Below are 12,377 nucleotides of genomic sequence, written 5' to 3'. Positions count from 1 at the left end.
AGTCGTAGGGCGCTATCAAGGCGGCATGGATCGTAGACGAAGAATCCTGATCGTCGGGGGCGGTACGGCCGGGTGGCTGACCGCGGCCTATCTGGCCAAGTCCCTGCGGGTGACCGAGCAGGCGCACCTGGAGATCACCCTGCTGGAATCGCCCGATGTCGGCATCATCGGCGTCGGCGAGGCCACGTTCCCGACCATCCGCACCACCCTGCAGTTCCTGGGCATCGACGAGGCCCGGTTCATCCGCGAGACCTCGGCCACCTTCAAGCAGGGCATCCGCTTCAACGATTGGGCCTGGGCGCCCAAGGACGGAGCGCGGCACCAGTACTTCCACCCGTTCGAGGCCCCGTTTTCGACCGACGGCACGAGCCTGGCGCCCTATTGGCTGCTGCAGAACGAGGCCACGCGCGCGCCGTTCGCCGAGGCCATGACCATCCAGGCCCGGGTGGCCGACGCCCAGCGCGCGCCCAAGCGGCCGCACGAGGGCAACTTCTCCGGCCCCCTGAACTACGCCTACCACTTCGACGCCGCCAAGCTGGCCCAGGTGCTGGCCGAGCGGGCCCGCGAGCTGGGCGTGCGCCACCTGCAGGGCCTGCTGACCGGCGTCGAGCTGGACACTACCGGGGCCATCGACCATGTCGTCTGCCAGGAGCACGGCCGGCTGGACGCCGATCTCTACATCGACTGCACCGGCTTCCACGCCGAGCTGATCGGCAAGGCGCTGAAGGCCCCGTTCAAGTCGGCGCGGCCGATCCTGTTCGCCGACCGGGCCCTGGCCTGCAAGATCCCCTACGACCGCCCCGATGCGCCGATCCAGAGCTTCACGATCGCCACCGCCCACGAGGCCGGCTGGACCTGGGATATCGGCCTGAACGGCGCGCGCGGCGTCGGCTGCGTCTATTCCAGCGACCACATCGACGACGACCGGGCGGCCGCGATCCTGCGCGGCTATGTGGGGGAGGGCGTCGAGATCGCGCCCCGGACACTGTCGTTCGAGGCCGGCTATCGCCAGAAGCAGTGGGTCAAGAACTGCGTGGCCGTGGGCCTGTCGGCGGGCTTCCTGGAGCCGCTGGAATCGACCGGCGTGGTGCTGATCGAGGCGGCGGTGGCGATCATCGCCGAGCTGTTCCCGCACAACGGCCCGATCAGCGCTCCGGCCTTCCGCTTCAACGAACTGATGACCGCCCGCTACGACAACATCATCACCTTCCTGAAGCTGCACTACTGCCTGAGCCAACGGACCGAGCCGTTCTGGCGGGAGAACGCCGACCCGGCCTCGATGCCCGAGCGGCTGGTCGACCTGCTGGAGCAGTGGCGCTGGCGCCCGCCCACCCGCTACGACTTCATCCTGGATCTCGAGACCTTCGCCTTCTTCAACTACCAGTACATCCTGTACGGCATGGGCTTCAAAACCGACCTGTCGCCGGGGCGCAGCGAGTTCCCGGACGTGGCGGCGGCCGACAAGCTGTTCGCCAAGATCAAGAGCTTCGGCGAACGCGCCACCCACGACCTGCCCAGCCACCGCGACCTGATCGCCCAGATCAACCGCTTCGGTTTCGACCGCTCGCTCGAGCCGGCCTGAGGTGCGGGGTTTCAGCCGAGACGAAAGGAGACGACGATGTTCCTACGCCGCGCTGGATGTGTCGCTGCGGACGTCCGTCGCTCCACGGCCTACGCGTCGGATCGACGGTGCGAAGCCGCTACCGCGACAGCGGAACGCGCATGACCAGGATCTCGCGGGTCTGGCGGGTGATGCCGTACAGCACGCCCGGCTGGCTCTCGTCCCAGTCGATGGCCTGGCCCTCGGCCTCCATGCCGACGGTCGCGAGATGGTCGAGCACGCCGCCGCCCATCGGCAGCTGCATGACATATAGCTCCGGCAAGTCGTGGCCGCTCAGATAGAGCTTGCCGTCCGGTCCCCAGCCGCCGCCCGAAACGCTCATCGGCGCGATGCGGTCCAGCACCGTGGCCGGCAGGGCCCAGGCCTCCAGCCGCCGCCACTGGTCGTCGAACTTCACCAGGGTGGTGTGCCGATGGTCGCGCGGGGGCTCGCCGCCCTTGCCGTCGTAATTGGCGAACATCGCCCACCAGAAGCCGTCGTGGCGGTCGACCCAGGTGATCGACCCGGCGCCCAGGCCCAGCGAGACGCTGCGTCGGTGGGCCAGGGTCATCGGATCGAACATCTCGACCGTGCTGACATGGGGCGTGCCGGGGTAGTTGGAGCTGGCGCAGACCAGGTCCTTGGCGATCACGGCGCAGGAGTTGATGTGCGGGAAGCGCGACTTCTCGCCCGTCCATTCCGCGCGCTTCTCGCCTGTCTTCTTGTCGAGGCGCACCAGCTTGAAGTTGCTGACCGAATAGACGTCGTTGGGCCCCACCGCCGCGCCCTGGCTGGCGGCGCCGTCGTAGCGCCGGAGGGTCTCGGCCTTGGGCATGGGCGTGTCGACTGGGACTGAGGCCGGCGGAACGGCCGCCGCCTGCAGCGCCAGGGCCGCGAAGAGTTGCAGGATCATCGGCCTTGCTCCGTCACGCGCGCTAGAAGTTCACCGCCAAGCCGACCCAGTAGGTGCGGCCGTAGTTGGCCCATTCCTGCAGGTAAGCGCGGCCGGGGCCAGTTACTTCCTGACGGCCGGTGTTGGACAGGTTCTGCCCCTCGACGAACGCCGTGAAATGGTCGGCGAAGCGCCAGGACAGGCTGGCGTCGAACACGTGGCGACCCTTCCAGTACTGGTCGGAGTTGACGTTGGCGTCGTTGATCGTCTCCAGCTGGCCGCCGATGTAGTTGTGCGACACCCGGGCCTCCAGCGGCCCGCGCTGGTAGTAGATCGACTCGTTGGTGGTGATGTCGGGCTGCTGGAACAGGCCCGTGACCCGGGGGCCGGTCGAGGTCAGGAACGTGAACTCGGTGTCCAGCAGGGTCACGTTGCCGTTGAACCCGAAGCCGTCGAACGGCGACGGCAGGAAGGTGAAGGCCTGCTGGACCGCGAACTCCAGGCCCTTGATCTTCGCCGTCTCCGCGTTGCGCGGCGTCGACACCAGCACCGGCTCGACGCCCCGGCCCACGTCGAGGTTCTCGGTCGAGGACAGGGTGAAGATCTCGTTCTTGATGTCCTTGCTGAACACCGCAAGCGAGATCAGGCCGTCGGTCGGATAGAACTCGACCGACAGGTCGAAGCCTTCGCTTTCCCGCGCCTTCAGCCCGGGGTTGCCGCGCGACAGGGTCGGTTGGCTGCCGTCGAAGTTCAGGTTCTCGCTGGCGGTCAGCGAGCCGTAGTCGGGCCGGCCGATGGTGTTGGTCCAGGCGGCGCGGACGATCAGCTTGTCGGTCGCCTTCCATTCCAGGTGGGCGCTGGGCAGCCAGTTGCCGTAGTCGCCGTCGTTCGAGACCGGGGTCAGGACGCCGCCGGTGTTGCGGACCGCGTCTGACTCCACCTTGGTCTTCTCGTAGCGCAGGCCGCCCAGCAGGGTCAGGTCACCGAGGCGGTAGCTGGCCTGGGCGTAGCCGGCGTAGATGTCTTCGGTGACCTTGTAGTCGCCGGTCGGCGCGGCGACGGTTTCGGTGAACCGGGCGCGGTTGGCGCGGAAGAAGTCCATCGCCGCCTGCGCGTCGATGCGTGGGGTCAGCAGGTAGCGGTCGGCGATCAACTGGCTGGGGCCTGGAGCGTCGACCTCGGCCAGGGTGTAGGCGAAGCCCGCGCCGGTGCGATAGTTGAGCTGGGTGCTGTTGAACTGGCGCTCGGTGGAGCGCAGCACGCCGCCGATCTTGGCCTTCAGGTTGCGGTCGCCGCCCTGATCGTCGAAGGCGAGGTTGAAGCGCGCCTGGCCGGTCTTCTCGTCGGTCTTGGTCAGGGCGATGCGGTGCTGCTGCAGCACGTAGTTGGCGGGATTGCGCAGAGCCGCCTCATTGACCGGCTTGAACACAGGAAACAGCGGGTTGGTGGTGTCGTAGGTGAAGGCGTAGTTGGCGCCGGCCGCGTCGACGGTGCGGAACTCCACCGACTCGTTGGGCACTTCCAGGCCGGCCTGCGAATAGACCAGATCGCCGTCGGCCTTCCATTGCGGGGCGAACTGCCAGGCGAAGCTGGTCCGCGCCAGGCCGATCTCGCGCTTGGTGATCGGCTGGTTCAACTGGATGATGCCGCGGCCGCGGGCGAAGGCGCCGCTGGTCTGGGTCTGGCTGGCGACGTTTCCGATCGGCTCGATGCGGTACTCGATCCGCTCCTCGTCGTCCTCCATGCGGGAAAACAGGCCCGAGGCCTCCCAGCGGAAGTCATCGCTGGGCCGGTACTCGATCTTGCCGTTCACGCCGCTGCGCTGCTTGGTGTTGTTGTACCAGAAGAGGCGTAGCTGGGACGGCACCTGGATGCCGTTGCCGTTGGCCGCGCCGGACAGCACCGGAGTGCCCGCGGCCGTGTATTCGCGCACCGACGGGTCGGCCGACTCGACCTGCGGGATGTCGTAGTCCATTTGCTCCTGCGAGGCGCCGATCACCACGCCCCACTGGTCCTCGGCGCCGAACGTGCGGCCCGTCGCGAAGGCCAGGCGGTAGGACGGCTTGTCGTTGCGCACGTCGCCGCTGCGCTCGTAGTGGCCATACGAGGCCATGCCGTTGAAGAACGGGCGGCCGGCGTCAAAGGCGCTGCGGGTGGTGACGTTGATGACCCCGCCGATGGCGTTGCCGTCGTTCTCTGGGGTGACGGTCTTGATGACTTCCAGGCGGCCGGCCATCACCGAGGGAACAATGTCCATCGGCACGGTGCGGCCGCTTTCATCGACCGAGGCCACCAGGGTGCCGTCGATCGTGGTGCGGTTGTAGGTCGAGCGCAGGCCGCGAATGACCGGGAAGCGCGGCTCGCCCTGGTCTTCCATCACCGAGATGCCGGGGATGCGGCGCAGGGCGGCGGCGGTGTTGTGGTCGGGCAGCTTGCCGATGTCGTCGGCGGAGACCACGTCCGAAACCGTGAAGGCGTCGCGCTTGACCGCGATCGCGGCGCGCTGGGCCTCGCGCTGGCCGGTCACCACGACTTCCTCGACCGCCGTAGCGCTCTCCTGCGCATGGGCCAACAGCGGCGCCGAGAAGCTGGCGCTGGCCATCAGGCCAGCCGAAAGTCTACGCATGATGATCGGCTTGAGCATCTTGTCCCCCGGATGTGAGAGACAGGCGCTTAAGCCGCAGGGGTGACGGGCGCGCTACACTTTGATGGCGCGTGGAAGACCGCGAGATGACGATCTGGTGACGGCCAACCTCAAGCCCGCTCGCCCTCGCTGACCTGCCGATCGTCCTGCTCGGTAAGGCCGCAAGAGGACGTTCGAAACGTCTCCGAAGAGTCGGGAATGGACACCAGGCAGAATGCCCGCCACTGGCCGGAAGCGGTCATCCCAACAAAAAAGAAGCCCTCGCTCCGGCAGGGGAGCGAGGGCCTTAGGGAGGCGACTTTGAAGGTTTAGGCGGCGGCCTTGGCGATCGCGCCGTCGATGGCGTCCAGCTCGCCGGATTCCCGGGCCTTCTTGCCGTAGACCACCTCGAACAGCGGGCTGGCCATGACCGTGGTGACGATGGCCATCAGCACCAGCATCGAGAACAGGGTCGGGCCGATGATGCCCTTCTGCAGGCCGATGTTGATGATGATCAGCTCCATCAGGCCGCGCGAGTTCATCAGGGCGCCGATGCCCATGGCGGTGCTGTGGTTCTCGCCGGTCAGGCGGGCGGCGGCGTAGCAGGCGCCCCACTTGGCCAGGATCGAGCAAGCCAGGATGCCCAGGGCGATCAGCAGCAGGGAAGGCGAATTGACCATGTCCATCCGGGTGTTCAGGCCCGAATAGGTGAAGAACATCGGCAGCAGCAGGATGACCGCGATCGGCTCGACCTTGCGCTTGAGCTCCTCGACCAGCTTGCCGCGCGGCATGACCACGCCGAGGATGAAGCCGCCGAAGATCGCGTGGATGCCGACGGCGTCCATCAGGAAGGCCGAGACACAGAAGGCCAGCAGGACCAGGGCCAGCACCGTGTGGCTCATCTCGCCTTCGCGCTCGACCATGCGGCCCAGCGGGGCCAGGATTTTCGGACCCAGGATCGTGACGAACGCCACCCAGGCCACGCCCCCGCCGATGGCCAGCACGGCCACGCCCGGACCGCCGCCGAAGGTCGCCAGCACCACGGCCAGCACGCACCAGGAGACGGCGTCGTCGAACGCGCCGGCCGTCAGCGACAGCGTGCCGAGGGAAGTCTTGGCCAGGCCGCGCTCATTGATGATCCGGGCCAGCATCGGGAAGGCGGTCAGGGCGATGCAGGCGCCCATGAACAGGGTCGCGCTGCCCTGGCTGATGGTCGGGGCGAACAGGCCGGGGACCTTCAGCAGGAACGGCGTGATCAGGGCGGCGATCAGGAACGGCGCGGCGATGCCGGCGAACGACACGCTCATGGCGCTCTTGGCCTTGGCCTTGAAGTGGCCGGCCTGGAAGCTGGTGCCGACCATGAACATGTAGAGGCCCACGCCCAGCTGGGCGCCGACGTACAGCACGTTCTTGGTTTCCTTGGGGAACAGCGCCAGCTGGAAGTCGGGAAACAGCAGGCCCAGCAGCGACGGGCCCAGCACCACGCCGGCGATCATCTCGCCCACGACCTGGGGCTGGGCGAGGAGCTTCTGGCCCAGCCAGCCGACCACGCGGCAGGCCAGGATGATGACGGCCAGCTGCAGGAAGAAGTGAATGCTGAAGTCGCCCGGCGTGTAGCTGTGCGCGACGACCTTGGTGGCCGGGCCGTGCGGCGCGAGGATGCCTCCCGCCGTGGCGATGAGGCTTGAAATGATGTCGGACACGTGTGTCCCCCCTGTTGAATCCCTTCGACGTTGCCCGCCGTTGAACTCAAGCCGCGCAGAGTTGAGTTTTCGAGGCAAGATGAAAAAGCGATTTTGGCCGGGCTGCGAGAAGATTGTTTTTGCTGACGAATTTCCTGTTGCTCGAACGACACAATGTAGTAACGTGCCTACAAGACAGCCTTGTCAATGTAGGTACGTAGGCACATGAAAGTCATCTCGAGTCGTGACTTCAACCAGGATGTCAGCCAGGCCAAGAGGGCGGCGCGGATCGAGCCGGTGTTCGTCACCGACCGCGGCAAGACCACCCATGTGCTGATGAGCATCGAGACCTATCGCAAGCTGTCTGGCCAGAGCGAGACGATCGTCGATCTGCTGGCCATGGCCGCGCCGGTGGCTTTGGACGTCGCCGAGACCCGGTCGGACGAGACCTGGGACAACCCCGTGAACTGGCGCGGCTGATGTACCTGCTCGACACCGACATCGTCTTCGAACTGCGCAACGCCAAGGCCGGCGGGACCGACGCGGGCCTGGCAGGCTGGGCCGCCGGCGTCGCCCGGTCCAGCCTGTTCATCTCGGCGATCACCCTGCTGGAGCTGGAGACCGGCGCGGCGCGGGTCGAGCGCAAGGACAAGGCGGCGGGCCTGGCCCTGCGGACCTGGCTGAACGATCAGGTCGCCGTCGCCTTCGAGGGGCGCATCCTGGCGGTCGACGCCGCCGTCGTGCGGGGACGAAGCCGCGTGCACCTGACCGACGCCCGCGACGCCCTGCTGGCGGCCACGGCGCTGGAGCACGGCCTGACCCTGGTCACGCGCAACGTCGCGGCCTTCAAGGTCAACCGGCTGAAGCTGTTCAATCCCTGGGGCTACAAGCCCGAGACGCTGGACGACAGCGAAGACTGGGGCCAGGCCGCCAAGGCCGGTTCGCAGTGGCTGCGGAACATCTTCGTACGCGGTTGATGGGGCGCCGAAGGGCTCTGGGGCGGTGCTTCCGGCCCTGTCTCATGGGTCGCGAGGCGCGGCCGTCTCCAGCTTTCCTGGGCGGCGGGAGGCCCGGCGCGACCTGCGAGGGCGCCTCGCGAGCGGCCCGCGACGGGAAGGACAAAATGCCGCTCCCCCTGAGGTTGTCTCGTTTACCCTAATTTAATTGGGCTCCGACAAGGTTACCCGTAGAAAAGAAGTCGTATAACGCCGATATTTATTTCCAGCGGGGGCTGATGTTATTGGCAGGCGTCGATAATAACCTGATCTCATTTGTCGGTGATGTGACGGTTTCCAATATTACTCAAGCTCACGACGAGCTGGGGGCGGTCCTGCGACAGGACGGCCCCGTTGTCGTGGATATCGACGGCGTGAGCGAAACCGATCTGACGTTTGTCCAACTTCTCGAATCCGCGCGCCGGAAGGCCGCCGAGACTGGACGTGACCTTACGCTGCGTCATCCCGCGGGTGGAGCAGTACTGGAGGTGCTGCGACGCGGCGGCTTCCTCGACAACGAAACTTCCGAGCGCGCGCAGTTCTGGCTGCAAGGGACCGCCCAATGACTTCCATCCTCACCGTGGACGATTCCGCCAGCATCCGGCAGGCCATCAAGATCGCCTTGAGCGGCGAAGGCTACGCCGTGACCGAGGCGGTGAACGGCCAGGACGGCCTGGACAAGGGCGCGGCCGGCGGCTTCGACCTGATCGTCACCGACCTGAACATGCCGGTCATGGACGGCCTGCAGATGATCCGCGAGCTGCGTCAGCGCCCGGCCGGGGCCGGCGTGCCGATCCTGTTCCTGACCACCGAATCCGACGCCGAGATCAAGGCGCAGGCGAAAGCCGCCGGCGCGACCGGCTGGCTGACCAAGCCCTTCGATCCCGAACAGCTGGTGCGGGTCGTCAAGAAGGTCCTGGCCAAGTGAGCGACCTCGATCCCGTCGAGACCTTCCGCCAGGAAGCCCAGGAACTGCTGGAAGAGATCGAGCAGGGCCTGCTCGACCTGGCGCATCGTCCCCAAGCGAACGGGATGGGGGATCGAGATCTGGTCGATGCGGTGTTCCGTGGCCTCCACACCCTGAAGGGGTCGGGGGCCATGTTCGGTTTCGACGCCCTGTCCGCCTTCACCCACCACTGCGAAACCGCCTTCGACCGCGTCCGCAAGGGCGAGGTCGCCGCGACCCCCGAGCTGGTCGGCGCGGTCCTGGCCGCCCAGGACCACATGCGCGCCCTGGCCGAGGGGCGTCCCGCCTCCGAGGCGACCGGCGAGGCCCTGCTGGCCGAGCTGCACCGCGTCGTCGCCAGCGCCGGCGATCCGGCCGCGGCCGCCGCTCCCGCCGCGCCGGCCCTCAACACCTGGCGCGTGAAGTTCAGCCTGCCGGCCGACGCCCTGGTCAACGGCACCCGTCCGCTGCCGCTGCTGGACGAGCTGCGCGAGCTGGGCGACTGCACCGTGGTGGCCGTCACCGACGCCGTTCCCGACTTCGACGTCCTGGTCGCCACCGAGTGCCACCTGGCCTGGGACGTGACCCTGGTCACCAAGCACGGCCGCGACGCGATCGAGGACGTCTTCATCTTCGTGATCGACGACATGACCCTGGACATCCAGGAGATCAGCGCCGCTCCGGTCGAGGTCGCCGCCGTGGAAGTCGCGATGGTCGAAACCGCCGCCTTGGCCAAGGATGAGCTGCCGGTCAGCGAAGGCCGCAAGGCCGGGGGCGACACGGTCCGCGTGCCGGCCGAGCGCCTCGACGAGATGATGGACCGGGTGGGCGAGCTGGTCATCGCCCAGTCGCGCCTCAAGCAACTGGCCGCCTCCAGCAGCGACATCGCCCTGCGCGCGGTCGCCGAGGAGATCGAGCGCCTGGCCTCGGAAATGCGCGACACCATGATGGTCGTGCGCATGGTGCCGATCGCCCAGCTGTTCGGCCGCTTCCGCCGCCTGATCCACGACCTGGCCCGCGACACCGGCAAGACCATCGAGCTCTCGACCGAGGGCGAGACCACCGAGCTGGACAAGACGGTGATCGAGCGTCTCGCCGATCCGTTGATCCACCTGATCCGCAACGCCGCCGACCACGGGCTGGAGACGCCGGAGCAGCGCCTGGCCGCCGGCAAGTCCGGGACCGGCCAGATCGTGCTGGCGGCTCGCCAGTCCGGCGCCGAGGTGGTGATCACCATCACCGACGACGGCCGGGGCGTCGACCGCGCCCGCGTCCGCGCCAAGGCCGAGGAGAACGGCCTGATCCAGCCCGGCCAGGTGCTGAGCGACAACGACCTGCTGCAGCTGATCTTCGCGCCGGGCTTCTCGACGGCGGCGGCGATCACCAACCTGTCTGGCCGCGGCGTCGGCATGGACGTGGTCAAGCGCACCATCGAAGGCCTGCGCGGCTCCATCGAACTGTCCAGCACCCCGGGCGAGGGCTCGGTGGTCTCGCTGCGCATCCCCCTGACCCTGGCGATCATCGACGGCCTGCTGGTGCGGGTCGGGACCGGCCGCTACGTCATCCCGCTGGCCGCGGTCGAGGAATGCGTCGAGCTGTCGGTCGAGCAGGACAGGCGCTCCACCGGCCGCAGCCTGATCACCCTGCGCGACCAACTGGTGCCCTTCATCCGCCTGCGGTCGCTGTTCGCCACCGGCCTGGCCCCCGATCCGCACCAGAAGGTGGTGGTGGTCGCGGTCGGCCAGGAACGGGTCGGCCTCGTCGTCGACCAGATCCTCGGCGACCACCAGACCGTCATCAAGCCGCTGTCGAGCTTCCACGCCGACGTCGGGACGTTCTCGGGCGCGACGATCCTGGGCGACGGCGGCGTCGCCCTGATCCTCGACATCAACCACCTAGTCGCGGCCGGCCAGCGCTCCGACGCCCAGCTGAAGGCCGTCGGCTGATGAGGGCTCCAGACATGACCGGTGAAGCGGCCGACAGCGCGATCGAGGCCCTGACCTTCGACCTGCAGGGCGAAACCTTCGCCCTCGAGGCCGGGCTGGTGCGCGAGGTCCTCGACCTGCAGCCGGAGACCGCCGTGCCCGGCTCGGCCCCCTTCGTCGGCGCGGTGATCAATTTCCGCGGACGCGTCGTGCCGCTGGTCGACCTGCGCCTGGCCTTCGAGATGGAGGCCGCCGCGCCCACCATCGACAGCCGCATCGTGGTCATCGAGCACGACCTGGACGGCGAGCCCACCCTGATCGGCCTGCGGGCCGACAAGGTGCACGAGGTGACCTCGATCACCCACGACACCACCGAAGAGGCCCCGCGCGTCGGCATGAGCTGGCGTCAGGACTTCATCCGTCGCCTCGCGCGGCGCGGGGGCGACCTGATCGTCATCCCCGATCTCGAACAGATTTTCGCCGCCCGGGGCCGGTCCGTCGCCTCGATCACCCCTATCAACGCCACGCAACGCTGACCGACCGGAGCTAACCATGCGCTTCACCATCAAACTGCAGCTGGGCCTCGCTTTCGGCCTGGTCATCGCGCTGCTCCTGGTCGCGACCCTGTTCGGGATCAACAGCCTGAGCACGACCAATCGCGATCTGAACGCCCTGGTCGACGGTCCCGCCACCCGCCTGGAGGCCGCCCAGCAGCTCAACATCCACATGCTCAATGTGGTGCGGGCCGAAAAGAACATGGTGCTGGTCAATTCGGCGGACGATGTGAAGGCTTACGAGGCCACGATCGAGAAGGAAAAGCGCAGCTTCGAGACCCTGCTGGCCAAGGCCCAGGGCCTGGCCAGCGCCGAGGGCAAGCCGAAGTGGCAAGCCCTGGGCGGCGCCTGGGAGCGGCTGATCGACGTGCACGACCGGGTCTATGACCTGGCCGTCGCCAACAACGACCAGGCGGCCGCCGCCCTGTCGATGGGCGATGGCCGCAAGACCGTCACCGAGGCCGCCGCCCAGGTGCAGGAGCTGGTCGAGCTCTCGCAGGCCCAGATGGAAGCCGCGACCAGCAAGGCCGACGCCGACTTCGCCCAGGTGCGCAACCTGCTGATCGGCCTGGCGGCGGTGTCGCTGGCCCTGGCCGTCGGGGCCGCCCTCTATATTTCGATCGCGGTCAGCAAGGGCCTCAAGCGCGCGTCCGACGCGGTGCAGACCGTCGCCGACGGCGACCTGACCAAGACCATCGACATCACCACCAACGACGAGATCGGCGACCTGCTGGGTCACGTGAACATCATGGTCGAGCGTCTGCGCGGCGTCGTCGCCGACGCGATCTCGGCCTCGGAGAACGTCTCGGCAGGTTCGCAGGAACTGTCGGCGGCTTCGGAGCAGGTGTCGCAGGGCGCCACCGAGCAGGCTTCGTCCGCCGAAGAGGCCTCGGCCTCGATGGAAGAGATGGCCGCCAACATCAAGCAGAACGCCGACAACGCCGCCCAGACCGAGAAGATCGCCCGCCAGTCGGCCAAGGACGCCGAGATCTCGGGCGATGCGGTCAATCGCGCGGTCAGCGCCATGCAGACGATCGCCGAGAAGATCACCATCGTGCAGGAGATCGCGCGCCAGACCGACCTGCTGGCCCTGAACGCGGCGGTGGAAGCCGCCCGGGCCGGCGAGCACGGCCGCGGCTTCGCGGTCGTCGCCTCGGAGA

The 12,377-nt window shown here is 67.7% G+C and carries 10 protein-coding genes and 1 pseudogene; 8 read left to right on the top strand and 3 right to left on the bottom strand.

All coding sequences use genetic code 11. The features are described from left to right. The first annotated feature begins 25 nt into the window (after positions 1 to 25). Entirely contained in the window at positions 26 to 1,582 is a 1,557-nt protein-coding gene (locus AC1DYP_RS23655; protein ID WP_477036247.1) for a tryptophan halogenase family protein, read from the top strand. A gap of 118 nt (positions 1,583 to 1,700) precedes the next feature. On the opposite strand, the gene AC1DYP_RS23650 is transcribed toward AC1DYP_RS23655, so the two are convergent. The 3 genes and pseudogenes from AC1DYP_RS23650 to AC1DYP_RS23640 all read right to left on the bottom strand — a co-directional run bounded on the left by AC1DYP_RS23650 (position 1,701) and on the right by AC1DYP_RS23640 (position 6,818). Next, a complete protein-coding gene (locus tag AC1DYP_RS23650; RefSeq protein WP_477048393.1) occupies positions 1,701 to 2,513 on the bottom strand; it encodes a hypothetical protein in 813 nt (270 codons plus the stop codon). Between the two features lie 22 nt (positions 2,514 to 2,535). Continuing rightward, positions 2,536 to 5,115 (bottom strand): annotated as a pseudogene (locus AC1DYP_RS23645) (TonB-dependent receptor); the annotation flags it as partial. Between the two features lie 329 nt (positions 5,116 to 5,444). Continuing rightward, complete coding sequence (locus AC1DYP_RS23640; protein WP_477048392.1) at positions 5,445 to 6,818, bottom strand: cation:proton antiporter; 1,374 nt, start codon at positions 6,816 to 6,818, stop codon at positions 5,445 to 5,447. Positions 6,819 to 7,022: 204 nt separating this feature from the next. Here AC1DYP_RS23640 and AC1DYP_RS23635 point away from each other — a divergent pair, with 204 nt between their 5' ends. The 7 genes from AC1DYP_RS23635 to AC1DYP_RS23605 form a co-directional block, all read left to right on the top strand. Next, positions 7,023 to 7,277: a type II toxin-antitoxin system Phd/YefM family antitoxin gene (locus AC1DYP_RS23635; RefSeq protein ID WP_477036244.1), complete on the top strand. Its 255-nt coding sequence runs from the start codon at positions 7,023 to 7,025 to the stop codon at positions 7,275 to 7,277. Beyond that, the gene (locus tag AC1DYP_RS23630) at positions 7,277 to 7,774 is read left to right on the top strand and encodes a PIN domain-containing protein (protein ID WP_477048391.1); all 498 of its coding nucleotides are present in this window, start codon (positions 7,277 to 7,279) and stop codon (positions 7,772 to 7,774) included. The genes AC1DYP_RS23635 and AC1DYP_RS23630 overlap by 1 nt, the downstream gene beginning before the upstream one ends. A 257-nt stretch (positions 7,775 to 8,031) precedes the next feature. Continuing rightward, positions 8,032 to 8,358: an STAS domain-containing protein gene (locus tag AC1DYP_RS23625; RefSeq protein WP_477048390.1), complete on the top strand. Its 327-nt coding sequence runs from the start codon at positions 8,032 to 8,034 to the stop codon at positions 8,356 to 8,358. Further along, a complete protein-coding gene (locus AC1DYP_RS23620; protein WP_477036241.1) occupies positions 8,355 to 8,720 on the top strand; it encodes a response regulator in 366 nt (121 codons plus the stop codon). Before AC1DYP_RS23625 ends, AC1DYP_RS23620 begins: the two co-directional genes overlap by 4 nt. Beyond that, the gene (locus AC1DYP_RS23615) at positions 8,717 to 10,684 is read left to right on the top strand and encodes a chemotaxis protein CheA (protein WP_477048389.1); all 1,968 of its coding nucleotides are present in this window, start codon (positions 8,717 to 8,719) and stop codon (positions 10,682 to 10,684) included. The genes AC1DYP_RS23620 and AC1DYP_RS23615 overlap by 4 nt, the downstream gene beginning before the upstream one ends. A gap of 14 nt (positions 10,685 to 10,698) precedes the next feature. After that, on the top strand, positions 10,699 to 11,199 hold the full coding sequence (locus AC1DYP_RS23610) for a chemotaxis protein CheW (RefSeq protein ID WP_477036239.1): 501 nt from the start codon (positions 10,699 to 10,701) through the stop codon (positions 11,197 to 11,199). A gap of 16 nt (positions 11,200 to 11,215) precedes the next feature. Then, positions 11,216 to 12,377, top strand: a 1,162-nt coding sequence (locus tag AC1DYP_RS23605; protein ID WP_477048388.1) for a methyl-accepting chemotaxis protein, incomplete at its 3' end; no start/stop codon positions are given.

Source organism: Caulobacter sp. P1_D6 (assembly GCF_056406095.1).
The sequence above is the reverse complement of the archived record's forward strand: the minus strand, read 5'-3'. Positions and strand labels throughout refer to the sequence as shown.